Annotated in this window: 25 protein-coding genes; 11 read left to right on the forward strand and 14 right to left on the reverse strand. The window is 69.9% G+C overall.

What is annotated here, in order from left to right; all coding sequences use genetic code 11:
• The coding region (locus ACXJKQ_RS25515) for a 1-deoxy-D-xylulose-5-phosphate synthase N-terminal domain-containing protein (RefSeq protein ID WP_457108474.1) at nt 1-294 on the reverse strand (294 nt) is incomplete at its 3' end.
• Nucleotides 295-740: 446 nt separating this feature from the next.
• On the opposite strand from ACXJKQ_RS25515, the gene ACXJKQ_RS25520 reads away from it, so the two are divergent.
• The 3 genes from ACXJKQ_RS25520 (at nt 741) to ettA (ending at nt 3,770) form a co-directional block, all read left to right on the forward strand.
• Nucleotides 741-1,631, forward strand: coding sequence for a DNA/RNA non-specific endonuclease (locus ACXJKQ_RS25520; RefSeq protein ID WP_457108475.1), 891 nt, complete (start codon nt 741-743; stop codon nt 1,629-1,631).
• Between the two features lie 9 nt (nt 1,632-1,640).
• Nucleotides 1,641-1,946 (forward strand): hypothetical protein, encoded by a 306-nt coding sequence (locus ACXJKQ_RS25525; protein ID WP_457108476.1) that lies wholly within the window; start codon nt 1,641-1,643, stop codon nt 1,944-1,946.
• Between the two features lie 171 nt (nt 1,947-2,117).
• Nucleotides 2,118-3,770: an energy-dependent translational throttle protein EttA gene (ettA, locus tag ACXJKQ_RS25530; protein ID WP_457108477.1), complete on the forward strand. Its 1,653-nt coding sequence runs from the start codon at nt 2,118-2,120 to the stop codon at nt 3,768-3,770.
• A 123-nt stretch (nt 3,771-3,893) separates the two neighbouring features.
• Here the strand turns inward: ettA and ACXJKQ_RS25535 are convergent, their stop codons facing one another.
• The gene (locus tag ACXJKQ_RS25535) at nt 3,894-4,841 is read right to left on the reverse strand and encodes an NAD-dependent epimerase/dehydratase family protein (RefSeq protein WP_457108478.1); all 948 of its coding nucleotides are present in this window, start codon (nt 4,839-4,841) and stop codon (nt 3,894-3,896) included.
• 283 nt (nt 4,842-5,124) lie between these two features.
• Here ACXJKQ_RS25535 and ACXJKQ_RS25540 point away from each other — a divergent pair, with 283 nt between their 5' ends.
• Nucleotides 5,125-6,330: an OpgC family protein gene (locus tag ACXJKQ_RS25540; protein ID WP_457108479.1), complete on the forward strand. Its 1,206-nt coding sequence runs from the start codon at nt 5,125-5,127 to the stop codon at nt 6,328-6,330.
• Nucleotides 6,331-6,334: 4 nt separating this feature from the next.
• Complete coding sequence (locus ACXJKQ_RS25545) at nt 6,335-6,508, forward strand: DUF2256 domain-containing protein (RefSeq protein ID WP_457108480.1); 174 nt, start codon at nt 6,335-6,337, stop codon at nt 6,506-6,508.
• 146 nt (nt 6,509-6,654) lie between these two features.
• Here the strand turns inward: ACXJKQ_RS25545 and ACXJKQ_RS25550 are convergent, their stop codons facing one another.
• From ACXJKQ_RS25550 to ACXJKQ_RS25565, 4 genes are read right to left on the reverse strand one after another with little or no spacing between them, the layout of a single operon-like run.
• Nucleotides 6,655-7,245, reverse strand: a complete 591-nt coding sequence (locus ACXJKQ_RS25550; RefSeq protein WP_457108481.1) for a nucleotidyltransferase family protein — start codon at nt 7,243-7,245, stop codon at nt 6,655-6,657.
• Nucleotides 7,238-8,287 carry a molybdopterin-binding protein gene (locus ACXJKQ_RS25555; RefSeq protein ID WP_457108482.1) on the reverse strand — a complete coding sequence of 350 codons (1,050 nt, stop codon included), beginning with the start codon at nt 8,285-8,287 and terminating at the stop codon, nt 7,238-7,240. Before ACXJKQ_RS25555 ends, ACXJKQ_RS25550 begins: the two co-directional genes overlap by 8 nt.
• Nucleotides 8,284-8,985, reverse strand: a complete 702-nt coding sequence (locus tag ACXJKQ_RS25560; protein ID WP_457108483.1) for an XdhC family protein — start codon at nt 8,983-8,985, stop codon at nt 8,284-8,286. Before ACXJKQ_RS25560 ends, ACXJKQ_RS25555 begins: the two co-directional genes overlap by 4 nt.
• On the reverse strand, nt 8,985-9,308 hold the full coding sequence (locus tag ACXJKQ_RS25565; protein ID WP_457108496.1) for an XdhC family protein: 324 nt from the start codon (nt 9,306-9,308) through the stop codon (nt 8,985-8,987). Before ACXJKQ_RS25565 ends, ACXJKQ_RS25560 begins: the two co-directional genes overlap by 1 nt.
• 459 nt (nt 9,309-9,767) lie before the next feature.
• On the opposite strand from ACXJKQ_RS25565, the gene ACXJKQ_RS25570 reads away from it, so the two are divergent.
• A complete protein-coding gene (locus ACXJKQ_RS25570; RefSeq protein ID WP_457108484.1) occupies nt 9,768-11,162 on the forward strand; it encodes an ATP-binding protein in 1,395 nt (464 codons plus the stop codon).
• A 6-nt stretch (nt 11,163-11,168) separates the two neighbouring features.
• Here ACXJKQ_RS25570 and ACXJKQ_RS25575 read toward each other — a convergent pair whose 3' ends face one another.
• Nucleotides 11,169-11,474, reverse strand: a complete 306-nt coding sequence (locus tag ACXJKQ_RS25575) for a hypothetical protein (RefSeq protein ID WP_457108485.1) — start codon at nt 11,472-11,474, stop codon at nt 11,169-11,171.
• 177 nt (nt 11,475-11,651) lie between these two features.
• On the opposite strand from ACXJKQ_RS25575, the gene ACXJKQ_RS25580 reads away from it, so the two are divergent.
• Nucleotides 11,652-11,843: a hypothetical protein gene (locus ACXJKQ_RS25580; RefSeq protein ID WP_457108486.1), complete on the forward strand. Its 192-nt coding sequence runs from the start codon at nt 11,652-11,654 to the stop codon at nt 11,841-11,843.
• 34 nt (nt 11,844-11,877) lie between these two features.
• On the forward strand, nt 11,878-13,059 hold the full coding sequence (locus ACXJKQ_RS25585; RefSeq protein WP_457108487.1) for a pyridoxal phosphate-dependent aminotransferase: 1,182 nt from the start codon (nt 11,878-11,880) through the stop codon (nt 13,057-13,059).
• 180 nt (nt 13,060-13,239) lie between these two features.
• Here ACXJKQ_RS25585 and ACXJKQ_RS25590 read toward each other — a convergent pair whose 3' ends face one another.
• The 3 genes from ACXJKQ_RS25590 to ACXJKQ_RS25600 form a co-directional block, all read right to left on the reverse strand.
• Nucleotides 13,240-14,304, reverse strand: a complete 1,065-nt coding sequence (locus ACXJKQ_RS25590) for an esterase (protein WP_457108488.1) — start codon at nt 14,302-14,304, stop codon at nt 13,240-13,242.
• A gap of 109 nt (nt 14,305-14,413) precedes the next feature.
• Nucleotides 14,414-14,926: a DUF533 domain-containing protein gene (locus tag ACXJKQ_RS25595; RefSeq protein ID WP_457108489.1), complete on the reverse strand. Its 513-nt coding sequence runs from the start codon at nt 14,924-14,926 to the stop codon at nt 14,414-14,416.
• A gap of 69 nt (nt 14,927-14,995) precedes the next feature.
• On the reverse strand, nt 14,996-15,337 hold the full coding sequence (locus ACXJKQ_RS25600; RefSeq protein WP_457108497.1) for a hypothetical protein: 342 nt from the start codon (nt 15,335-15,337) through the stop codon (nt 14,996-14,998).
• A 239-nt stretch (nt 15,338-15,576) separates the two neighbouring features.
• Between ACXJKQ_RS25600 and ACXJKQ_RS25605 the strand changes: the two genes are divergently transcribed.
• Nucleotides 15,577-16,461 (forward strand): transglutaminase-like domain-containing protein, encoded by an 885-nt coding sequence (locus tag ACXJKQ_RS25605; protein WP_457108490.1) that lies wholly within the window; start codon nt 15,577-15,579, stop codon nt 16,459-16,461.
• A gap of 16 nt (nt 16,462-16,477) precedes the next feature.
• Here the strand turns inward: ACXJKQ_RS25605 and ACXJKQ_RS25610 are convergent, their stop codons facing one another.
• Nucleotides 16,478-17,506: an alpha/beta hydrolase gene (locus ACXJKQ_RS25610; protein WP_457108498.1), complete on the reverse strand. Its 1,029-nt coding sequence runs from the start codon at nt 17,504-17,506 to the stop codon at nt 16,478-16,480.
• Between the two features lie 189 nt (nt 17,507-17,695).
• Here ACXJKQ_RS25610 and meaB point away from each other — a divergent pair, with 189 nt between their 5' ends.
• Complete coding sequence (gene meaB, locus ACXJKQ_RS25615) at nt 17,696-18,682, forward strand: methylmalonyl Co-A mutase-associated GTPase MeaB (RefSeq protein WP_457108491.1); 987 nt, start codon at nt 17,696-17,698, stop codon at nt 18,680-18,682.
• A gap of 136 nt (nt 18,683-18,818) precedes the next feature.
• Nucleotides 18,819-19,196, forward strand: a complete 378-nt coding sequence (locus tag ACXJKQ_RS25620; RefSeq protein ID WP_457108492.1) for a CsbD family protein — start codon at nt 18,819-18,821, stop codon at nt 19,194-19,196.
• Nucleotides 19,197-19,277: 81 nt separating this feature from the next.
• Here the strand turns inward: ACXJKQ_RS25620 and ACXJKQ_RS25625 are convergent, their stop codons facing one another.
• The 3 genes from ACXJKQ_RS25625 to ACXJKQ_RS25635 are packed head-to-tail and all read right to left on the reverse strand — an operon-like array spanning nt 19,278 to nt 22,338.
• Nucleotides 19,278-20,063, reverse strand: a complete 786-nt coding sequence (locus ACXJKQ_RS25625; protein ID WP_457108493.1) for a 3-hydroxybutyrate dehydrogenase — start codon at nt 20,061-20,063, stop codon at nt 19,278-19,280.
• Nucleotides 20,060-21,646: an ATP-binding protein gene (locus tag ACXJKQ_RS25630; protein ID WP_457108494.1), complete on the reverse strand. Its 1,587-nt coding sequence runs from the start codon at nt 21,644-21,646 to the stop codon at nt 20,060-20,062. Before ACXJKQ_RS25630 ends, ACXJKQ_RS25625 begins: the two co-directional genes overlap by 4 nt.
• Nucleotides 21,643-22,338 carry a winged helix-turn-helix domain-containing protein gene (locus ACXJKQ_RS25635; RefSeq protein WP_457108495.1) on the reverse strand — a complete coding sequence of 232 codons (696 nt, stop codon included), beginning with the start codon at nt 22,336-22,338 and terminating at the stop codon, nt 21,643-21,645. The genes ACXJKQ_RS25630 and ACXJKQ_RS25635 overlap by 4 nt, the downstream gene beginning before the upstream one ends.
• Between the last annotated feature and the right edge of the window lie 348 nt (nt 22,339-22,686).

Here is a 22,686-nt window from a genome sequence, read left to right on the forward strand (position 1 = left end):
GATCCGGTCGCGCCGCTCGGTCAGGATCTTGTGCGGGTAGCACTGGTGGCCGACGTCCCAGACGATCCGGTCGTCGGGCGTGTCGAACACGTGGTGCAGCGCAACCGTCAGCTCGACCACCCCGAGACCCGAGCCCAGATGGCCGCCGGTGATCGACACCGCGTCGATCATCTCGGCCCGGACCGCCTCCGCAACCGCCGGAAGATCCGACTCCGGCAAACGCCGCAACGCCGCCGGATTCGGGACACGGTCCAGCAACGCCGATTGCTCAGGTGATATCGCCAATGGTCGCATCCGCTCGTTCGAGTGTGGCGACGGCCGCATCGCGGACCCGAGGCCACCGCGACACCAGCACCTGGAGTTACGCGTTCATGCTAGAACCCGCCCATCCGTCGCTGTCATGATAGTGCCAGTTACGGACGATCGGCAGCGCGATCAATGTCGGGCGGTCGTTTTTTTCTTTCACGTGCCCTTACCGCCACAAGAGGTTTACCTTTGAGCCCGGCTCGTCTGTGCACAATCCTGCTCACGCTCGCGATTACCGGCAGCAGCCAAGCTTACGCCGAGCCGCGCCCCCCGGACGGCAATCTCGACTTCCTGTGCAACTTCCTCGGCGACTGCCCAGTCCGGGTGTCCCCGGGCGGCCCGGACCGGGATGCGCGCCCCTTCGGCGGCACTCTGGGCCGGCCCTGCGCGTGGCGAGACCGCCCGACTCCGGAGGGCGTGCGCAGGGTCCGCGTATGCTGGTGACGCGTCGCCCGGGCCTCGTCGCCGCGGCCCTCGTCCTGGCGCTCGGATCGACCGCCGCCCGCGCGCAGGACGCCTGTCCGGCCCTGTTCGCGGACGGACGGACGCCTGTCCTGACGAATCCGAAGCTCGCCGTGCGGGCGACCCCGCTCTGCTTCGAGGCCTTCGCGGTGCTCCATTCCGGCGTGACCCGCACCCCCCTCTACGCCGCCGAGCACCTGACCCGAGCCAGCGTCGCCGCGGCGCGCACGGTGGCCCGCGACGATGCCTTCCATGAAGAAGCCCGCCTGCCGGAAGACCAGCGGGCCGCGCTGGAGGACTACGTCCGCAGCGGCTTCGACCGGGGCCACCTCGCACCGGCCGGCGATATGCCGACGATGGGCGCCCAAGCCGAGTCGTTCAGCCTCGCCAACATCGTGCCGCAGAACCGGGTGCTGAACCGCGGCCTCTGGGCCGATATCGAGGAGAGCGTGCGTCGGCTCGCCACCCGGCGCGGCGCGCTCTTCGTCGTCACCGGCGTCATCTTCTCCGGCACCTCCGTGGAGCAGATCAAGGGCGGCGTCCTGGTGCCGACGCTGCTCTTCAAGGCCGTCTATGATCCGGCGCGCGGCGAGGCCGGCGCGTATCTCGCCCGGAACGACGAATCGAAGGAATGGCGCGCGCTGTCGATCGAGGCTCTCCTCCAGGAGGCCGGGATCGACGTGTTCCCGGGCCTGCCGCTCGAGGCGCGCGCCACCGCGATGAACCTGCCGGACCCCCACGCCTCCGCCCGCGCGGACGAGCGCCGGCCCCGGCACGCAGAGACGTGGCAGGACTGGCTGGAGCGGGAGATCACCCGCGCACTGCGGAAGCTCGTCCGCGACCTGCTGCGCGCGTTCTTCTGAGAGGGACCCATGCCCGAGGACAAGCCCCGCGCGAAGACCCAGGCCGAGAGCCCAAATCCGAAGGCCTTCACGCCCTTTGCGGACGATGCCGGCGTGCGCACCGTCGGCGCCCTCTCCTTCGAGAACGGGACCGACCGGATCGCCCTCCACGGCTCCCTCGACCTCACGCGCGACAGGACCGGCCTGGAGCAGGCGCGCCTGCTCCGCCGGACACTGGACGCGATCGTGAAGGCGCTGGAGGCGGAGGACCTGCCCGAGGCGGTGGCCGACGCCGTCGACGCGGCGCCGCGGTCGGTCAAGAACCCCTTCGCCTGAGCGGCCACGGCGGCGCCGTCCTTGCCGCCTCCCGGCGGGCCTGATACTCGGACAGGGTCATTCCTATATCGTAGGGACGCGCGTTCAGGACGGGTGCCAAGGCCCGGTGCCTGACCCGTGCCGCTGGCACGATCCGCGCAGTTCCGAACAACGCGTCGAGGACGATCCGCGATGGCTCGCGAATTCATCTACCACATGCGGGGCCTGACCAAGGCCTATACCGGCGGCAAGAAGGTCCTGGATAGCGTCAACCTGTCGTTCTATCCGGACGCCAAGATCGGCGTCCTGGGCATCAACGGCTCGGGCAAGTCGACGCTGCTGAAGATCATGGCCGGCATCGACAAGGAGTTCACCGGCGACGGCTGGGTCGCGCAGGGCGCGCGGGTCGGCTACCTGCCGCAGGAACCCCAGCTCGATCCGAACAAGTCCGTCCGCGAGAACGTGATGGAGGGCGTGGCCGAGAAGCAGGCCATGCTCGACCGCTACAACGAACTCGCCATGAACTACTCGGAGGAGACGGCCGACGAGATGACCGAGCTCCAGGACCGGATCGAGTCGCTCGGTCTCTGGGAGCTGGATTCGAAGGTCGATCAGGCCATGGAGGCCCTCGGCTGCCCGAGCGACGAGCAGCCGGTCGCCACCTTGTCGGGCGGCGAGCGCCGCCGCATCGCGCTCTGTCGCCTGCTCCTGTGGGAGCCGGAGCTGCTCCTCCTCGACGAGCCGACCAACCACCTCGACGCCGAGACGGTGAACTGGCTGGAGGGCCACCTGCGCCAGTATCCGGGCGCGATCCTGATCGTGACCCACGACCGCTACTTCCTCGACAACGTCACCAGCTGGATCCTGGAGCTCGATCGCGGCAAGGGCATCCCGTACGAGGGCAACTACTCGGCCTGGTTGGTCCAGAAGCAGAAGCGCCTGGAGCAGGAGGGCCGCGAGGACATGGTCCGGCAGCGCTCCATCGCCCGCGAGCAGGAGTGGATCGCCGCCTCCCCGAAGGCGCGCCAGTCCAAGTCGAAGGCCCGCATCACCCGCTACGAGGAGCTGGTCGCCAAGCAGAACAACAAGGTCGACGCCTCCGCGCAGATCGTCATCCCGATCGACGAGCGGCTCGGCAACAACGTCATCGAGTTCGAGCATCTGAGCAAGGCGTTCGGCGACAGGCTGCTGATCGAGGACCTGTCGTTCAAGCTGCCACCGGGCGGTATCGTCGGCGTGATCGGTCCCAACGGCGCCGGCAAGACCACCCTGTTCAAGATGATCACCGGCCAGGAGAAGCCCGACAGCGGCAAGATCGAGGTCGGCGAGACCGTCAAGCTGGGCTACGTCGACCAGTCGCGCGACGCCCTCGATCCGAATGCCACGGTCTGGCAGGAGGTCTCGGGCGGCAACGACATCATCTATTTCAACAAGCGCGAGATCAACTCGCGCGCCTACTGCGCGGCCTTCGCCTTCAAGGGTCCCGACCAGCAGAAGAAAGTCGGCACGCTCTCGGGCGGTGAGCGCAACCGCGTCCACTTGGCCCGTACCCTGAAGGGCGGCGCCAACGTCCTGCTCCTCGACGAGCCGACCAACGACCTCGACATGGAGACCCTGCGTGCCCTCGAGGACGCGCTGGAGGACTACGCCGGCTGCGCGGTCATCATCAGCCACGATCGCTGGTTCCTGAACCGCATCGCGACGCACATCCTCGCCTTCGAAGGCGACAGCCACGTGGAATGGTTCGAGGGCAACTTCTCCGACTACGAGGCCGACAAGGTGCGCCGGCTCGGGGCGGATTCGATCATGCCGAAGAAGATCAAGTACAAGCGCTTCTCGCGCTGAGGTTCAGACGTCTGCCGCAGGCCGATCCGGTTCTGGGGCAGACGCAGACCCCGGAGAACGGTGCAGCAGCCGCGGCCCGGATGCGGCGCAGGACCGGACGCTCTGTCGGACCTGCGCGGCCGATCATCCGAGACGCTCCCGGGCCTTCGCCAGGATCGTGGACAGGCTCTGCGAGAGCGGAACAGCCGGCGCCCATCCGGTGGCGGCCATGAAGGCCCCCGGGTCGCAGCCCTCGCTGCGTACGCCCGCCGACCGGACCCGCCCGGGTGCCACCCGGAGGGTTAAGCGCGCGTCCGTCATGCCGCGGAGCACGTCCAGAATGTCGGAGACCGCCGTCACGACGCCGGACCCGACATTGAAGATCCCGCCATCCGGGAGGTCGTCGAGCCGCTCGACCACGCGCAGGCACGCCGCGGTGAAGTCGGCCACGTCGAAGAAATCACGCCCCGCGGAAAGGTCGCCGACATCCAGGCTCGGCGGCGCGAGGCCCCGCTCGATCCGGGCGATCTGACCGGCGAACGAGGCGACCACGAAGGCCTCGCTCTGCCCGGCTCCAATATAGTTCGACGGCCGCAGCACCAGATGCCTGACGCGGGCATTCGTCAGGACGTCGCGCAGGATGTACTCGCAGGCGTTCTTGGTTCGGCCCGAGATGGTATCGGGACGCGGGGTGATGCTCTCGTCCGGGCGTGCCCGGTCGCGAAACGCCTCTCCGTAGACGACGGTCGAGCTGATGAAGACGAGGGCCGCCCGGGTCTTCGCCACGGCCTCGGCGAGGTTCAGGGTGCCGAGCAATTCCGCCCGCCAGGCATAGGACGGTGTTTCGCTCGACTGGGCCACGGAGGCCAGTGCCGCGAGATGGAAAACGATGGTCGGGTCGAAGGCCGTGACCGTTTCAGCGAGGTCGTGGGCGTCGAAGGGATCGACGGCCCTGAGCGTCACGCCGTCGAGGGGCGGTTGCGGGCTCGGATCGAGGCCGAGGATCCGGCTGCCGGGCGGCAGTTCCCGATGCAGCACCTCGAGCAGGCGGCGACCGAGGTAGTCTCCGGCTCCGGTGACGAGGACACGCATGATCCTGAACCCAACCCTGAGCCTCGCCCCCGGCGCAGGCGGCGACGGGAGCCGGGATCGCCTGCCGGATCTATACCGGGCTTGGCCGGGAAGCGAGGGGCGCGGGGCAACCGGCCGGCGCAGCGGAACACGGTCTTGGGATCGACCGTCGGTCCGACCGGACAATGTGAACACCTGAACAAAGGCGCGTGATCGGCGCAGCCTCCCGAGGCAAACGCGTTATTGTTGCATTGCGGCCGCGGCAGCGCTGCATCCGATCTGAGAGCGCCATGGCGAGAGCTGAGTGACGGGCATCGACGACCTCGAAAGACCCGCCGCCGGCTTGGTGCCGGCGATCTCCGCTCCCCCTGCCGGCGCGCGGCCCGCGAAGCCCGCGCGCGACGCGCGGGTCGACGTGGTGCGCGGCTTCGCGCTGCTGACGATCTTCATCGATCATATCCCGCGCAACGGGCCGGCCCTCCTGACGCTGCACAATTTCGGTTTCTCGGACGCCGCCGAGATCTTCGTGCTGCTGGCCGGCTACTCGTCCATGATCGCCTATGGCGGGCTGTTCCGGAGGGCCGGGATCCGGACCGCGCTGGCGCGCATCGCCCGGCGCTGCCTGCGCATCTATCTGTTCCAGGCGGGGTTGCTGCTCGCGACCCTGGTGATCGTCCGGATCTGGATGGACCTGACCGGCCTCACGCCGCGATTCGGCGTCGCGCCCCTGATGCAGATGGGTCTCCTGCCGGGCCTCCTGCGGGGCCTCGCGCTGAACGCGCTGCCGAACTACCTCGATATCTTGCCACTCTACATCCTGCTGCTCGCGCTGTTTCCGCTGATCTATCTCGGGATGCGGCGCGGCATCTGGGGCGTTCTGGCCCTGTCGGGGACGCTGTGGATCGCCGCCAACGTCGATCATCAGCTGAACCTGCCGAATGCCGCGGCGGTGGATGACGGCTGGTACTTCAATCCCTTCGCGTGGCAGTTCCTGTTCGTGATCGGTGCGGCGCTGGCCGTCACCGTCCGTGATCGGGACGGCCTGCTGCCGCGGCGCGGCTGGGCCGTGGCGGCGGCCTCGGCGTATCTCGTCTTCGCCCTCTTCCAGGGCGGCTCCTGGGGGGAATGGGGGCTTCCGGACCTCAGACCGCTGTCGATCGGCGTGCCGGACAAGAGCCATGTCGGGCCGCTGCGCCTGATCAACATGCTGGCGCTGACCTACCTGCTGTTCAGCATGTCGGCCGTGCAGCGCGTCAGCCGGTGGCGGTCGCTTCGCCTCGTCGACGCCTGCGGCCGGCACTCGCTGGAGATCTTCGCCGCCGGCTGCCTCGCGGCGCTCATCGGCCGCATCCTCTACCGCACCTTCGATCCCACATGGCCGCTGCAGATCGCGGTCAACCTCGGCGGGCTCGCGACGATGCTGGTGCTCGCCTACGGTCTGGATTCCCGTCTGCGCGGGGCCGCCGGATCCGATCGGGCCGGCCGCCGGGCGAGCTCGGACAAGAGGTGATGCGATGCCGCCGATGCGCCGGAAGGGCGATCTGCCGGAAAAGATCTGCGCGCAATGCGGTCGTCCGTTCGCATGGCGCAAGAAGTGGGCGCGTGTCTGGGACGAGGTCCGCTACTGCTCGGACCGGTGTCGCGCCGAGGCCCGGGCCGGGCGTGGCCGCGACGCCGCCCGGGGATGAGGCCGCGCCGGTTCGCTCGGTCAGTCGTCGCGCGCGGGTCGGCGCACCCGGACAGCGTGGCCGCGCCTGAACCCCGTCTCTCCGCCCGCGCGACGACGGAGGCAGCCGCGTCTTTCCGCAGAGGCGTGGCGACGGCGTCGGCAGGGTCACAGATCCAGCGCGGCCAACGCATCCGGCGTGTCGATGTCGAGGGCCGTTGCCGGGTCGCCGGAGATCTCGAGCACATCCGCCCGCCCCCTGAGCAGAGGGCCGGCGCCATGATCACCGGCGAGGCGGTCGATCTCCGGGCCGAGCCGGCGCAGATTCAGGAGGACGGGGTTCCCGCGCCGCCCATCCTGCACGGGGACTACGGCCGCGGGCGCCTCCGCGGCGCTCGCGAAGGAGCCCGCGAGACGGTCGATATGCGCGGCCGTGACCCGTGGCATGTCGCCCAGAACGATCACGGCCGCCCCGCAGGCCGGCGGCAGCGCCGCGACGCCGGCGCGCAGCGAGGTCGCGAGGCCGGCGCGGAAATCCGGATTGTCGACGCGGATGAGGTCGAGCCCGGCGAGGGCCGCCCGGACCGCCGCCGCGTGCGCGCCGAACACGGCGACAACCGGGCGGGGACGGGCGCGGAGGGCGGCCTCGGCCGCGTGGCGGACCAGCGGGATTCCGTTCAAAGGGGCGAGCAGCTTCGGTTCAGGGCCGAACCGGGTGCCCATGCCCGCCGCGAGGAGGATCGTCCCGACCTCAGACATCCGATCCGGACTCCGCTTCGGCCTGCTCGCCCACGGCTTCGCCCCCGGCCCGGGGCTGCGGACGTGAGACGATCTCCATTAGAAGGCCACCGACGCCGAGGCCGACGATGTCGGCCCGGGTTACGGTGAGGTCTGCCAGGAGGCGGTGAAGGATCCAGTCGAAGCCGTTTTCCTTGGGCGAGCGCGCGCAGCCCGGGGCTCCGATCACCGGCACGTCGCCCCGCGCGCCCACGAGGAGCAGGTTGCCGGGATCGACCGGCATCCCGAGATGGACGACCCGGCCGCCCGCCGCCTCGATGCCGGCCGGGATGACGTCGCGCCGGTCGGCGATGGCAGAGGCACCGAACACCACCACGAGATCGGCCCCGGCGCCGTCGATCACCGCCGCCAGGGCGGCCGCCACGGCCTCGTCGGCATGGGGCACCCGGGTCTCGGCGGCGATCTCGGCGCCCGTAGGCGCGAGGCGCTCGGCCAGCACCCGGAGCGTCTTGTCGATGGTAGCTTCCTTGAGACTCGGCAGGCGGGTCGAGACCACGCCCACCCGCCGGCGGCGATACGGCGTCACGGCGAGAGCGTCGCCCCCGGCCGCAGCGCAGGCGCAGGCGAGAACGGAACTCGGCACCGCGTAGGGGATGATCTTCACGGTGGCGATCATCTCGCCCGCGACCACGGGCCTGAATCGCGGCAGCGTCGCCACCGTCACGGCTTCGTCGACGGCATTGACCGCATCGATCCGGGCGGGATCCAGGGTGAGGATCCCTGATCTCTCAGCGAACAGGTTGCAGCGGCCGGTGAAGGGCGCCTCGAGGCGCAGGTTCGGCCCGCGAAGCTGGGCGGCGAGCCGGGCGGCGGCGGCATCCTCGCCGACATCGCCTGGATCGAGCGTCGCCGCCACGATCTCCGACAAGCCGGCCCGCGCCAGGCCGGCGGCAGCCTCGCGGGCGATCACCGCGCCCTTGCGCAGGGTGATGTCCGCCCGCCGAACGGTATGCGCGCTGATCAGCCCGGCCGCCTCCGCGATCGGGACGGGACCGAACCTCACGCGACCTCCGGCCGGGGTGCGCGGCGCAGGCAGGCCACGACCTCGGCGAGCACGGAGAGCGCGATCTCGGCGGGGCTGACGGCGCCGATGGGCAGCCCGATCGGCGCATGAATCCGGCCGATCTGCGCCGCCGAAAAGCCCGCCTCCGTGAGCCGTGCGACGCGCGAGGTGTGGGTCTTCCGCGAACCGAGGGCGCCCACGTAGAAGCACCCGGCCGACAAAGCCGCCGCCAGGGCGGGATCGTCGATCTTGGGATCGTGCGTGAGGGCGGCCAGGGCGCAGTAGCGATCGAGGACCGGCACGGCCGTCCCGAGGGCAGCATCCGGCCACGCGGCGACGAGGTCGATCCCTGGGAATCGCTCGGCCGTGGCGAAGGCCGTGCGCGGGTCGATCACCGTGAGGGCGAGGTCGAGGCCCGCGGCCATCGGCGCCATCGCCTGCGAGATATGGACGGCGCCAACCACCACGAGCCGCACCGGCGGCACCTGCACGGTCAGGAACAGCGTCCGCCCGTCGGCCTCGACCAGGCCGCTCCGGCCCGAGGCGAGGTGCTTTGCCAGCAGGGCAGCGAGCGGATCGGAGTCGATCTCGGTCTCGCGCACGAGGCGTTGCGCGCCGTCGGCCGTGTCGGTGACGAGGATCGCGGCGCGGCGCGCTGCCCGCTCGGCGTTGAGGGCGGCCAGGATGTCGACGCGCATCAGTCAATCCGCTCGACGAAGACCCGGATCCGGCCGCCACAGGACAGACCGGCCCGCCACGCGGTCTCGTCCGCCACGCCGAATTCGAGGACCCGCGGCGCGCCGGCCGAGATAACCTCGACCGCCTCGGTGATCACCGCGCCCTCGACGCAGCCTCCGGAGACGGAGCCCAGGAAATTGCCGTCCCCGTCCACGACGAGATGGCTGCCCACGGGCCTCGGTGCCGAGCCCCAGGTCTCGATCACGGTGGCCAGGGCCACGGCGCGACCGTCGCGCCGCCACGCCTCGGCCATGGTCAGAATATCGGTATCGGTGCTGAGCATGGCCTCGAAGACCTTCGGCCGGCGGGCGCCCCCCGCACCCCTCAGGTATGGCCCGCGCGCCGCGCTGCAAGGCACGTCGGTCTCCGGCTCGCGCCAGCGCGGGGTGGCGGATGGCGCTGCGTCGCAATACGCTCGTGCCGTGACCGCCGGCCGGGTATTCGGATTTCTGCGTCGGGCTCTGTACGGTGTCGGTTCAGCCCGTCATTCCGGGCCGCGAAACCGGAAGGCGGCGCGCGGCCCCGAATCGGGCAATCAGAGATCGACCCGACGGAACCGAGCGGAGATGGCGTCCAGAGACGTAGCGGGCATGTCCACCAGTCCACACCCCCGTTCCGAGGTGCCGCCGCCCTCCTCCGCGGCCAGCCCCTGGCGCGGGGACCGCACGGGATGGGCGGGCGGTTCGGACGGGGGCGCGGCTCGTTTGGTCCCCGCGGTCCGCCGCGCGGGCGCGCCCCGCCGATGAACGCCCCCGATCCCGGCCTCGCGCGCACCCTGCGGACCAATCCACCCCGCTCCGCGCCGCGGCGCCTGTGGAAGCGCATCAGCCGGGCGATCGGCGACGTCCTGCCGAAGGGCCTCTACGCCCGCTCGCTGATCATCATCATCGCGCCGGTCGTCCTGCTCCAGTCGGTGATCGCTTACACCTTCATGGAGCGGCACTGGCAGCTCGTGACCAAACGCCTGTCCGCGGCGGTGACGGCGGACGTCGCCGCGCTGATCGACATCTACGAGAGCTACCCGCAGGACAAGGATGCGGAGATCCTCTCGCGCATCGCCGGGGAGCGGCTGAACCTCGACCTCGACATCCTCAAGGGCGCCAAGCTCCCGCCCCCGGGACCGCGGCCGTTCTTCTCGATCCTGGACGAGGCCCTGTCCGACGAGATCAGGCGCCAGATTCGCCGGCCCTTCTGGATCGACACGGTCGGCCGCTCGAACCTGATCGAGATCCGCGTGGCGATCCCCGACGGCGTCATGCGCATCACCGCCCGGCGCAGCCAGGCCTACGCGTCGAACTCGCACATCTTCCTCGTGTGGATGATCGGCTCGTCGCTGGTGCTGCTCGGCGTCGCGATCCTGTTCCTGCGCAACCAGATCAAGCCGATCCTGCGCCTCGCTGCCGTGGCGGAGGGCTTCGGCAAGGGCCGCGAGATCGAGTTCCGTCCCCGCGGTGCGCGGGAGGTACGCCAGGCCGGCCATGCCTTCATCGAGATGAAGCGGCGCATCGAGCGGGCGATGGAGCAGCGCACCACGATGCTGAACGGCGTCAGCCACGACCTGCGCACCATCCTCACCCGCTTCCGCCTGTCCCTGGCGCTGTTCGAGCAGACCAGCGAGATCGAGGATCTGAGCCGCGACGTCGACGAGATGAGCCGGATGCTGGAAGGCTACCTCGCCTTCGCGCGCGGCGACTCGGCGGAGCCCGCGGCTCCGACGGACATGCGCGCCCTGCTGGAAGACCTGCGGACGGACGTCGAGCGCCTGGGCGCCCACGTCTCCGCGGTGGACCTCGTCGGCGCGCCCGAGGTTACCGTCCGGCCTGGCGCCTTCCGGCGGTGTCTGTTCAATCTCGCGGCCAACGCCGCCCGCTACGGCGAGACGGTGGCGATCTCCGGCCGATTGGAGGCGCGGACCTTCTTCGTGTCGATCGACGATGACGGGCCTGGCATTCCTGCGGAGAGCCGGGAGGACGTGTTCAAGCCGTTCGTGCGACTCGACGACGCCCGCCAGGATGCCGGCGGCTCCGGACTGGGACTCGCGATCGCCCGCGACATCGCCCGCGCCCATGGGGGCGACATCGCCCTGCACGACAGTCCCCTGGGTGGCCTGCGGGCTACGGTCCGGGTTCCGGCCTGACCTGGGTCAGGTATCGGCGGGGCGTCGAAGCCGCAGACACTCGGCCTGCACATTCCGGATGAGGTGATCGATGCTCGCCTCGTCAAGGGCGGCACCGGCGAGCCGCACGCGCAGGCTCGCCTCGCCGTTCCAGGCATAGCCGGCGTCGTAGGGCAGATGACGCAGCAGCAGGGGGCTCACCACCGTCTCGCGACGGTAGGCCGGATGGCGCAGCAGCTTCCCGATGTGGAGGGCCAGCATGTCGATACTGGAGGTCTCGAGACTGGCAGCCTCGGGTGCCTTGCCCTTCCAAGTGACCGATGCCCGACGCATTCGTGTCCGCCCTCCAGAGCCGACACTCTCGCGCCAAATGATTGCGCATCCATGAGCGTCCGGACGGAGCGGCGAAAAACTGCCGAATCCGGGGTCCCAACCTTCGCGGCAGGGTGATATGCAATGGGCGCTTTCCCTGGGCCGCCTTTAGCCGCGCGCCGGATCCGAGTGCAGAACATGAACCCGCTCGTCCCCCTCTTCATCCTCATCTCGCTGCCGCTCGCGGCCATCGGACTCGTGCTGTACACCGACGAGGGCATCAATCCGGACCTGTTCTACGCCTCCGTGAAGACCTTCGTGATCCTGGGCGCGATCGCGGCGGCGATGTCCTTCGGCGCGATGAAGCTCTCCGAGCGGTCCAAGAACTGACCTCGGCCTGACGTCCCGCCGCCCGGAGGGCACGATGCTGCACGTGGTCCCGGCCTTCTCGCGCATCGGTGAGGAGAACGCGTTCGCGGTGCTTGCCCGCGCCCAGGCGCTGGCCGCGCAGGGCCGGGACGTGATCAACCTCGGCATCGGCCAGCCGGACATGCCGACACCCGCTCACGTGGTCGAGGCCGGCATCAAGGCCCTGCGCGACGGGCATCACGGATACACGCCGGCGGTGGGCATCCAACCGCTGCGCGAGGCCGTGACCCGTGATATCCACCGCCGCCACGGCGTCGAGGTCTCGCCCGAGTCCGTGATGATCGTGCCTGGCGGCAAGGTCACCATGTTCATGGCGATCCTGATGTTCGGCGCGCCTGGGACCGAGATCCTGTACCCGGACCCCGGATTCCCGATCTACCGCTCGATGATCGAGTTCACCGGCGCCACGCCGGTTCCGGTGCCGATCCGCGAGGAGAACGGCTTCGCCTTCTCGGCGGCCGAGACCCTGGCGCTGATCACGCCGAAGACCCGATTGCTGATCGTCAACTCGCCGGCCAACCCCACCGGCGGCGTGACGCCGAAAGCCGAGATCGACGCCCTGGTGAAGGGACTGGCCGAGCATCCGGACGTCGCGGTGCTGTCGGACGAGATCTACGGCACGATGACCTATGACGGCGAGCACCATCACTCGCTGCTGACGTATCCCGAGATCCGCGACCGTCTGGTCTATCTCGACGGCGCCTCCAAGACCTACGCGATGACGGGCTGGCGGCTCGGCTGGTCGGTGTGGCCGAAGCCGCTCTACGACGCGGCACGCAAGCTCGCGGTGAACGCGCATTCCTGCGTCAATGCCGCGACCCAGTGGGCCGGGATCGCGGCGCTCGATGGTCCACAGGACTGCGTGGCCGAGATGGTCGCGGAGTTCGACCGGCGCCGGGCGATAGTCGTGGATGGCCTGAACGCCCTGCCGGACGTCTCCTGCATCGCGCCCAAGGGCGCGTTCTATGCGTTCCCGAACGTCTCGCGGACCGGTTGGAAGGCGAAGGCCCTGGCCTCGACCCTTCTGGAGGAAGCGGGCGTAGCGGTGATCGGCGGCCCGGATTTCGGCGTCCACGGCGAGGGCTACATCCGCCTGTCCTACGCCAATTCGGCCGAGAACATCCGGCGGGCGCTGGAGCGGATGGGCGCTTTCCTCAGCGAGCGGAAGCCGGGCTGAGGCTCCGCCCCGGCTCCCACCTCGGCATCAGCAGGGGATCTGACCGCTTTTCGATCGAACGCCTCGGCACCGCCACCGCTGCGAGCGGCGTGAACATATTCCGGGCGGCCCTCCCCTCGATCCCCTGCCCTGGCCCGATCGCCTGCCTGCGCTGATGGTGTGGGGCGACACGCCCGCCGCTCACGACTTCCCGGACGCCCGCTTGTCGAGCCAGCCGACCAGCCAATCGGCGATGTCGAGGCTGTTCTTGTCCTGCATTAGCATGTGCGAATTGCCGTGGATGCCGATCTCCGGCAGCAGGATCAGCTCGGCCCGGCCGCCGGCGGCGTTGGCCGCGGCCACGAAGCTGCGGCACTGCTTCAGCCGCGGCGCCCAGCGGGGCGAGGCATCGACGTAGTCCCCGAACAGGACGAGGATCGGCAGGTCCTTGTAGGGTGCCAAGCTGTCCTTGGCCGGGTCCGGGCACGCGGCAGGCTCGATGGCGACGATTGCCCGGATCCCCGTCCGGTCGAGGGCGGCGGTCTGGAACGGGTAGATCCCGGACTGCGAATGCGAGACCAGCACCGCGCCCTTGAGGCGCTTGGCGAGGTCCGAGAGGGCCGGCACGGTGGGATTCGGAACCGACAGGGCCGCCGACCAATCCGGGACCATCTGCTTCCAGAACTCGCCCTGGGCCTCCAGGGGAAACTGCATGCCGGGGAAGACCTTCGGGTATTCCGGTCCGAACCGGAAGATCGCCCAGGCCGGCTCGCGGCCGGCGGAGAAGACCGCTGGCAGCCCGTTCGGCTCGGCATGCCCCATTTTCACGGCGTTGATCTGGGCCGGGCTCGCCGCAGAGCGGCCACGCCAGGCCTGATCGATCACGTAGGTCGGGAAGCCGCGCCGGACGAAGAGCTCGTCCCAGCCCATCCGTCCGTCCGGGGTCGTCTCCCAGGTCTTGCCGGTGAGGCAGCAGCCGTGGATCAGAACCAGCGGCGGCCGCCCGGATGCGACCGGCACCTGATAGCGGACGTAGATCTGGTCGACGCTGACCGTGCCGGAGGGCGCGTAGGCCGGCAACATCGACAGGGTGTCGGACTCGACGTCGCGGCCGCCGACGAAGAAGCTGCCCTGCTCGGCGATGGTCAAAGGGCCGGCGGTCGGCTCGGCTGCGCGGGCGGATCCGCCGGCGATCAGCATGGCGGCGACCAGCGCATGGGCTCCCCGCCGGGCGCGTCGGAGGGCGGCCACTGAAAGTCCTGACATGAAATTGTCCCGTCCTCCCCGAACGGCCCGCCCAGACCTCGTGACCGCGCAAAAGCCTACCACGAAGCTCGGCGGCGTTGGGAGATCCGCCGATCCGGCCCGTTGCCGATCAGGCCGCGATGTCGCGCTCGATCCTTTCGACGGCCGCAGCGGGAAGGTCCAGGGCCTCGGCGAGCATCTTCAGGAACTGCCGCTCCTGGATCGTGTCGGGCTCGATGGCGAGCCGGGCCGCCGCGAAGATCCGCGCCGCCGCGTCGGGGTCCGATACGCGCGCGGCGATCGCGTCGGCATCGGCCGGGTCCGCAAGTTCGCGCTCGAGCCAGGATCGCCCATCGGGATCGAGGGCCGCCTCGGCCACGGCCGCATCGAGGCGCCTTCGTTCCGTGGCGTCGACCATGCCGTCGGCGATCGTGGCCGCCACCATCGCCCGGAGCATCAGCCGGGCCTCGTCCTCGTCGACCGTCGTGAAGTCCGGGCCGCCGGTCTCCGGCGGTGCCGTGCCGCGCAGGGCGCGGTACGCGAGGCCGCCGATCAACGCCAAACCGCCCAGGGCGGCGCCCGCGGCGAGGCCACCTCGCCGCGCACGCACGAGCGCGTCGACGATCCGCCTGCTGTCAGCCATGCTATCCTCCCGGGATACGATCCTTGTCGGATCGGAAACAACCCGGGAGGCGCTCGGGTTCAGCCGCGCTCAGGCGTCGGCCTCATCCTCGTCCTCGTCCTCGTCGATATCGACCAGGAAGACGATATCGGCTTCGTCCTCGTCGTCCGAATCGGCGTCGGCGTGATGGGGGTCATCCTTGAAATCGCCCGCGCCGTCGTCTTCCGCCAGCGCGTCCTCGAAGATCTCGATCTCGTCCTCGCTGGCCGCCCGGACCTTGAGCGCCGAGGTGCCGTTCCAGAGCGGCTTCCCGTCGGTGGTCATGGTCCGCAGGTCTTCCTTGAACCCGTCACAGGTGAAGAGGTCCTTGGCGGACGCCTCGTCGCTGTTGATCACCGCAACGGCGGTGCCGTCGATCTCGAGCGTGAACATGGCCGGCATCCCTCTCGTAACCGTCCTGACGCGCGCCCGGTCAGCGGGGCCGCGCGGGTGCGACGCCCTGACCCGGGCAGAAGTGCATCCCCTGGCCCGGCGGTCATGGGCGCCGCGCCGGGATGCTGTAGGGGTGAAGCGGACGCCCGCCAAGCCCGTGGCAGCCGAGGACACCGGATTCGGTGCGGCACGGAACCTGCCGGGACGGAACATCGGCTGACATCTAGGGAACATTGCGCATGCGGATCAGGCTCGGTTGCGAGATGCGCTACGCCTTCCCCTATCGGGTGCCGATGGTGGTGATGCTCAATGTGCACACCTCCCGCGCCGACGCACTGGAGAGCCCCGATACGCTGCGCACGGATCCACCGGTGCCGGTGGAGGTCTATCGGGACGGGTTCGGTAACCTCTGCGCGCGCCTGACCGCGCCAGCCGGCAATTTCACCCTCGGGACCGACGCGGTGATCCGCGACGGCGGAGAGTCCGATCCGGTGCATCCCGACGCCGAGCAGCACGCGATCGAGGCGCTGCCGCCTGAGGCGATCGTGTTCCTGCTGCCGAGCCGGTACTGCGAGTCGGATCTGCTGGCCGACGAGGCCTGGCGCCTCTTCGGCCACACCGCCCCGGGATGGGAGCGCGTCCAGGCCGTCTGCGATTTCGTGCACGCGCACATCGCCTTCGGCTACGAGTTCGCCCATCGCGACCGCACGGCCGTGGATGCCTACGCGGGCGGCCGCGGCGTCTGCCGGGACTTCACGCATCTCGCGGTGGCATTCTGCCGCGCCCTCAACGTGCCGACCCGGTACTGCACCGGCTACATCAGCTTCATCGGGGAGCCGGAGCCGCACCCGGCCGGCGATTTCGCGGCCTGGATGGAGGTGTATCTCGGCGGGAAATGGCACGTGTTCGACCCGCGCAACAACAGCCCGCGGATCGGCCGCGTGATGGTGGCCTACGGACGGGACGCCGCGGACGTGCCCCTGACCCATACCTTCGGACCCAATCCCCTGGTCGGTTTCCGGGTCTGGGCCGATCGCGTCGACCATCTCGACGGGAGCGAGGAGGCCGCGATCCTGCCGGAGGAGCCGCTTCCGCCGCAGAGCATGGCGACCCGCATGGGATGAGGGCCGCCAGACGCCGTCAGGCGCCGGCGCCGCGGGCGATGGCGCGCCGGACCACCCCCTGCACCTCCGGATTCGAGAGGAACAGGTCGTGGTTGATCAAGCCGCCGCCGTAGTCGGAGGCGTCGGCGACTCGCACACCGAGGGCTTCCAGTTTCGCGCGGTCGGCCGCGCCCGCCCGGACGCCGCCCGCGAGCGCGGCGGAGAGTTCAAGCGCCCGGTCGTTCGTGGACGAGATAACCGTGATCTTCGCGACGTCCGGGCCGAGCCGGGCGACGCCGTTGGAGAACAGATCGAAGTCGATGTCGGGGGCGGCCAGCACCACCGCTCCGATCCGTGACATCGCCGCCTCGCCGGCCTCGGCGCGGAGCATGCGCAGGGTCTCCACGGTCAGCAGCGTTCCCATCGAGTGCGCGACGATGTTGATCCGGCCGCCGCTCGGCGAGGCGGCCAGCGCCTTGAGCAGGTCCTCGAAGGCGTCACGCGACCACAGGGCGCTTTCGCGATCGTAGTTGTAATCGAGGGTCGCAGCCGCCGACGGCCACGTGAACAGGCCGGAGACGCCGCGGAAGCGGATCCCGTCCGAGAGCCGCGCGGCGCTCACCGCGGCGGATTCGAACGACTCCCGGTAGCCGTGGACGTAGATGAGCACATCGCGCCCCAGGGCCGCCTGCGCGAAGGCCTCGGCGGCACCGGGACCGCTTTCGGATTTCGGAACCGCGCCGATCGTCCAGTCTCCGGTGATGACCGAGGAGACCTTGCCGAGCAGCGAGCGGTCCGGCGGCGACAGGCGCACCTCGGCGAAGCTCAGGCCGCGGCCGCGGTCGCTGCTGAAATACGGCGGTCGGGGCGGGTTGCCCACGGGCTTGCGGGTCGTGGCGACGAGAAGCACCGGCATGACATCGAGCGCCGACTGCTTCTCGGGCAGAGTCGCCCCGGTCCCGATGTCGTCGGTGACACAGGCGCCGAGCGATGGTGCGAGGCCCGCGGCGCCCGCCAGGGCACCGAATCGGAGAAGGACGCGACGTGAGACGATCTGGCTCGACATGATCCGGGTGCGCTCTGGGACGCGCCCTCCGTCGCTCAGGATCGTGACCATGGCGGGGCACGATCCCGGCCCATCGGTGTGAACAGCGGGCAGGACCGGAGCTGTGGTGGAGGGGACACAGCCCCTGGATCCCCTGGCTCAGGCCCCCGCCCCCTCGACGGCGGCGGCCGCCGCCGCCATGAAGAGGGCATGACGCCGTCCATCGACATCCCGAGTCTCCGCGACCGCCTGCTGCGCGGGGATCGCGCCGCCCTGGCCCGGGCCATCACGCTGGCCGAGTCGAAGCGCGCCGATCACCGGGCGCTGGCGGCGGATCTGATCGATTCCGTCCTGCCCGAGACCGGGCGGGCGATCCGGGTCGGCATCACCGGGGTCCCCGGCGTCGGCAAATCGACCACGATCGACGCCCTCGGCTCGAACCTGACGGAGGCCGGCCACAAGGTAGCGGTGCTGGCCGTCGACCCCTCATCCTCCCGGACCGGCGGTTCGATCCTCGGCGACAAGACCCGGATGGCCCGGCTGGCGCACGATCCGAACGCCTTCATCCGCCCCTCCCCGTCCTCCGGAACGCTGGGCGGTGTCGCGGCGAAGACCCGCGAGACCATGCTGCTCTGCGAGGCCGCGGGGTTCGACGTGATCCTCGTCGAAACGGTGGGCGTCGGCCAGTCGGAGACCGCGGTGGCCGACCTGACCGACTTCTTTCTCGTGCTGATGCTGCCCGGCGCGGGAGATGAGCTGCAGGGCATCAAGAAGGGCATCCTGGAACTGGCCGACATGATCGCGGTCAACAAGGCCGATGTCGGCGAGGCCGAGCAACGGGCCAACGCGGCGGCGTCGGAATACCGCGCGGCCCTGCACATCCTCACGCCGGCCACCGCGACCTGGACACCGCCGGTGGTGACGATCTCGGGCTTCCACAATCTGCGGCTCGATGCGCTCTGGGCGAAGATCGTCGATCACCGGGAGAAGCTCACAGCCACTGGCGAGATCCAGGCAAAGCGCCGGACGCAGGACGTGAAATGGATGTGGGCGCTGGTGGACGAGCGCCTGCACCAGCGCCTCGTCGGGTCGCCGGAGGTCAGGCGCCGCACCGCCGAGGCGGAGGCCGGCGTCGCTCGCGGTGAGACCTCGCCGGCCGCGGGAGCGGCGGCCATCGCGGAGCTGATCGGGCTCTGAGGCCGCCCGGGCCATCGCCCGGTCGGACAATTTCGGGTTCGCCGGGGGCTCAAACGCGATCTCGCGCGTTCGGTGGACGACGGCGTAGCGCGCGGCGTTCCTGTCGCCGCGCCGCGCTCAGGTCCAGGAGAGTGCCATGGTGGATACGGATCGGATCGTCGGCGGCGCCAAGGAAGCCATCGGCAAGGTCCAGGGTGCGGCCGGCGATTTCGCGGGCTCGGACCGGGACTCTGTCGAGGGGCGCTTCCGCGAAGCCCAGGGCCAGGCCCAGAACGTCTACGGTCAGGTGAAGGACAAGGCCCGCGACATCGCCGACCGGGCCGGCGACTATGCGAGCGAAGCCTACGAGCGCGCCGGCGACGTCGCAGGCGACGCCTACGAGCGGAGCGGCTCCTATCTGCGGGACGGACGCGCTGCCGTCGGCGCCCGGGTGGAGGAGAATCCCCTGGTCGCGCTGCTGATCGCGGGCGCGGTGGGCTACGGCCTCGCCCTGCTGGTCCACGGCCGCCGCTGACCGGGAGCGGCCCCGCTCGCGCGCGGGCGGGGCCGTTTCGGAGGCGCAGTCCGCTTCGGCGCCGGGTTGCTGGCCTGAGCGCTACTGTGCCGTCCAGCCGCCATCCATGCTGATATTGGCGCCGGTGATCTGGCTCGCCGCATCGGAGCACAGAAACACCGCCAGCGCGGCGACCTGATCGACGGTGACGAATTCCTTGGTCGGCTGCGCCTTCAGCATCACGTCCTCGATCACCTGCTCCTTGGTCAGCCCGCGCGCCTTCATGGTGTCGGGGATCTGGGACTCCACCAGGGGCGTCCAGACATAGCCCGGCGAGATGCAGTTCACCGTGATCTTGTGCGGGGCGAGTTCCAGGGCCGCCGTCTTGCTCAGACCCGCGATCCCATGCTTGGCCGCCACGTAGGCGGACTTGAACGGCGAGGCCACCAGCGAATGGGCGGAGGCCGTGTTGATGATGCGGCCCCATCCCCGCGCCTTCATCCCGGGAATCGCGGCGTGCATCGCGTGGAACGCCGAGGACAGGTTGATCGCGATGATCTGTTCCCACTTTTCGGCCGGAAACTCCTCGATCGGCGAGACGAACTGGATCCCGGCGTTGTTGACGAGCACGTCGACCGCCCCGAAGGCGTCTTCCGCCTCGCGCACCATGGCGGCGATCGCATCGGGCTTGCTCATGTCGGCGGCCGAGTAACGGGCCTCGACGCCATAGGCGCTTTCGATCCCCGCCCGCGCCTCCTCGATGGCGTTCGCGTCGCCGAACCCGTTGAGCACGACGTTCGCTCCCTCGGCCGCAAGGGCGCGCGCGACGGCGAGCCCGATGCCGCTGGTCGAGCCGGTGACGAGGGCGGTTTTGGTCTTGAGGGTCATGGGGCCTCCTGGGACATGGACGCGCGGCCGGGCGGATGCGCGGACGGCGCGGTCACGGCGGGATGGATGGCCACCTCAGTAGCGCGGGATGGGGGCGTCGGCACAGGGCCGCCCGATGCCGGCGCGGGCTGGATGTCACCGGCGGGCAGCCCGACGCGCGCCTGAGCCGGAAAGTCGATCTCGATCCGCAGGCCGGGTTCGTTGTCGAAGAGCCGCAGGGTCCCATGGTGCAGGTGCACCACGGCGTTGACGAGGCTGAGACCGAGCCCGAAGCCCGGTCGCGAGCGGGCATCCTCAAGGCGGACGAAGCGGTCGAGCACCCGGGCGCGCTCCGCCTGGGGGATGCCCGGCCCGTGATCGGAGACGGTGAGACGGATCATGTCGCCCGCGCGCCGTGCGTCGAGGGTCACGCGCGCCTGCGTGCCGACTGACCCAGCCCCGTATTTCAAGGCGTTGTCGATCAAGTTGGCCAGGGCCTGGCCGATCAGTTCGCGGTTGCCGGCGATCATCAGGTCATCCTGCGCCTGCACCGCAAGGGTCAGCCCCTGGTCCTCCGCGAGCGCCTCGTACAATTCACCGACGCTGCGCACCGCCTGGCCGACATCCAGCGGCACCAGCATCTCCTGGGCGCTGCCGGATTCGAGCCTTGCGATCATCAGCAGGGCATTGAACACCCGGATCAGCCCATCCCCTTCCTCAATCACGGCCTCGAGCGCCGCACGCAGGTCCTCCGGCGTGGTCCCCCGGCGCAGGGCCTCGTCGGCGCGGTTGCGCAGGCGGGTCAGAGGCGTCTTCAGGTCGTGGGCGATGTTGTCGGACACTTCGCGCATCCCGCGCATCAATTCTCCGATGCGCTCCAGCATCTGGTTGAGGCTCGATGCCAGCCGATCCAGTTCGTCGCCGTTCCCGGCCACGTGGAGCCGACCGTCGAGATCGCCCGCCATGATCGCCCGGGTCGTCTGGGTCATCGCATCGACCCGGCGCAACACGCGGCTGGCCGCGAGCCAGCCACCGATCACGCCGAGGAGCACGATGGCAGCGAGCGAGGTCACGAAGGCCCGTCCGATCACCGCGCGCAGGCGGTCGCGCTCCTCGGTATCGCGCCCGACGAGGAGCCGGAATCCCCCCGGCAGCGTGAAGACCCGCACGATCGCCCGATGCGCCTCGGCATCCGAATCGTTGCGACCGTAACGCGTCTCGCTCTGGCCTGGCGTCGCCAGCACGGCGGCGGGAACGTAGCCGACATTGCCGACGACATGATCGCCGCCCGCGGTCGTCACGAGGTACAGTGACGCGCCCGGTTCCCGCGAGCGCCGTTCCACTACAGTGATCAGCCGGCGCAGGCCTCCGGCATTGTACTGCTCGGACAGGCCGTTGATCTCGGCGTCGATGGTCGAGACGATCTGGTCGTCGAGCACGGCGCGGGCGTTCCACGCGACGTAGCCGAGCGCCAGGAAGGCGCAGAGGGCGAAGATCGCCAAGTAGGCCAGCGACAGCTTGAACGCGGTGGTGCGGAACAGCTTCTGGAAGCGCGCAGCGCGCGTCTCGGCGGGGACCGGCGCGCCAGCCGACGCGTCGCTCACCCGGCGGCACCCTCGTCAACGCGCAGCACATAGCCGGCGCCCCGGATCGTGTGGATGATCGGGGATGGGAAGCCCTTGTCGAGCTTGCCGCGCAGACGCGAGACGTGGACGTCGATCACGTTGGTCTGCGGGTCGAAGTGATAATCCCACACGTGCTCAAGGAGCATGGTGCGCGTCACCACTTGGCCGGCATGCCGCATCAGGTATTCGAGGAGACGGAATTCGCGGGGCTGCAACGGGATTTCGCGGCCCGCCCGGGTCACCCGGTGGGACAGCCGATCGAGTTCCAGGTCGCCGATCCGATAGCGTGTCTCCTCTGCTGCACCGGAGCCGGCCTGTCGGCGGGCCAGGGCCTCCGTGCGGGCCAGCAATTCCGAGAAGGCGTAGGGCTTAGGCAGGTAATCGTCGCCGCCGGCGCGCAGGCCCTTCACCCGGTCGTCCACCTGACCCAGTGCGGAGAGGATCAGGGTCGGGGTTGTCACGTTCTGTTCGCGCAGCGACCGGATCAGCGAGAGGCCGTCGAGCTTCGGCAGCATCCGGTCGACGATCAAAACGTCGTATGTGCCTTCGCGCGCGAGCGCATAGCCGTCGAGGCCGTCATGGGCGCTGTCGGCGACATGTCCGGTCTCGCGAAAGGCCTTGACCAGGTAGGCCGCCGCCTCGCGGTCGTCCTCGATGATGAGCAGTCGCATGGCCCCGCTCCATAGCGTGCCACGCAAATCGGGGGAACGTGTCTCCGTTAACATGGTCCAACCGGTCCCCTCCCCTCTCCGGCCGAACGGGCCGAGGCCGCAGGCCTCGGCCCGTTCCGAAGCGGGGCATGAAGGACTCGGAGGGCGCGAGATCCGTCGCCGGCTTCGTCCGCGCGCGCCATGGGCAGCGCGCGGTCCGAAGACGTTGGCAGGGCCGTAATTACGGGATGCTCGCGGCGAGATGACTTCGCGGTAAGGCGGCCGCCGAAGCCCGGATAGCAACGGCAAAACGCCGACAGCCCGCTCTCATGGAGAACGGGCTGTCGGCGATGGTGTTCGTGTCGAGGG

The sequence above is a fragment of the Methylobacterium sp. P5_C11 genome (assembly GCF_054049775.1).

Excerpts from the sequence above, each read along its gene's own strand:
- ACXJKQ_RS25520 (WP_457108475.1), top strand. The coding sequence starts at position 741 with ATGCTGGTGACGCGTCGCCCGGGCCTCGTCGCCGCGGCCCTCGTCCTG.
- ACXJKQ_RS25525 (WP_457108476.1), top strand. The coding sequence starts at position 1,641 with ATGCCCGAGGACAAGCCCCGCGCGAAGACCCAGGCCGAGAGCCCAAAT.
- ettA (WP_457108477.1), top strand. The coding sequence starts at position 2,118 with ATGGCTCGCGAATTCATCTACCACATGCGGGGCCTGACCAAGGCCTAT.
- ACXJKQ_RS25535 (WP_457108478.1), bottom strand. The coding sequence starts at position 4,841 with ATGCGTGTCCTCGTCACCGGAGCCGGAGACTACCTCGGTCGCCGCCTG.
- ACXJKQ_RS25545 (WP_457108480.1), top strand. The coding sequence starts at position 6,335 with ATGCCGCCGATGCGCCGGAAGGGCGATCTGCCGGAAAAGATCTGCGCG.
- ACXJKQ_RS25550 (WP_457108481.1), bottom strand. The coding sequence starts at position 7,245 with ATGTCTGAGGTCGGGACGATCCTCCTCGCGGCGGGCATGGGCACCCGG.
- ACXJKQ_RS25560 (WP_457108483.1), bottom strand. The coding sequence starts at position 8,985 with ATGCGCGTCGACATCCTGGCCGCCCTCAACGCCGAGCGGGCAGCGCGC.
- ACXJKQ_RS25565 (WP_457108496.1), bottom strand. The coding sequence starts at position 9,308 with ATGCTCAGCACCGATACCGATATTCTGACCATGGCCGAGGCGTGGCGG.
- ACXJKQ_RS25570 (WP_457108484.1), top strand. The coding sequence starts at position 9,768 with ATGAACGCCCCCGATCCCGGCCTCGCGCGCACCCTGCGGACCAATCCA.
- ACXJKQ_RS25575 (WP_457108485.1), bottom strand. The coding sequence starts at position 11,474 with ATGCGTCGGGCATCGGTCACTTGGAAGGGCAAGGCACCCGAGGCTGCC.
- ACXJKQ_RS25580 (WP_457108486.1), top strand. The coding sequence starts at position 11,652 with ATGAACCCGCTCGTCCCCCTCTTCATCCTCATCTCGCTGCCGCTCGCG.
- ACXJKQ_RS25585 (WP_457108487.1), top strand. The coding sequence starts at position 11,878 with ATGCTGCACGTGGTCCCGGCCTTCTCGCGCATCGGTGAGGAGAACGCG.
- ACXJKQ_RS25590 (WP_457108488.1), bottom strand. The coding sequence starts at position 14,304 with ATGTCAGGACTTTCAGTGGCCGCCCTCCGACGCGCCCGGCGGGGAGCC.
- ACXJKQ_RS25595 (WP_457108489.1), bottom strand. The coding sequence starts at position 14,926 with ATGGCTGACAGCAGGCGGATCGTCGACGCGCTCGTGCGTGCGCGGCGA.
- ACXJKQ_RS25600 (WP_457108497.1), bottom strand. The coding sequence starts at position 15,337 with ATGTTCACGCTCGAGATCGACGGCACCGCCGTTGCGGTGATCAACAGC.
- ACXJKQ_RS25605 (WP_457108490.1), top strand. The coding sequence starts at position 15,577 with ATGCGGATCAGGCTCGGTTGCGAGATGCGCTACGCCTTCCCCTATCGG.
- ACXJKQ_RS25610 (WP_457108498.1), bottom strand. The coding sequence starts at position 17,506 with ATGTCGAGCCAGATCGTCTCACGTCGCGTCCTTCTCCGATTCGGTGCC.
- meaB (WP_457108491.1), top strand. The coding sequence starts at position 17,696 with ATGACGCCGTCCATCGACATCCCGAGTCTCCGCGACCGCCTGCTGCGC.
- ACXJKQ_RS25620 (WP_457108492.1), top strand. The coding sequence starts at position 18,819 with ATGGTGGATACGGATCGGATCGTCGGCGGCGCCAAGGAAGCCATCGGC.
- ACXJKQ_RS25625 (WP_457108493.1), bottom strand. The coding sequence starts at position 20,063 with ATGACCCTCAAGACCAAAACCGCCCTCGTCACCGGCTCGACCAGCGGC.
- ACXJKQ_RS25635 (WP_457108495.1), bottom strand. The coding sequence starts at position 22,338 with ATGCGACTGCTCATCATCGAGGACGACCGCGAGGCGGCGGCCTACCTG.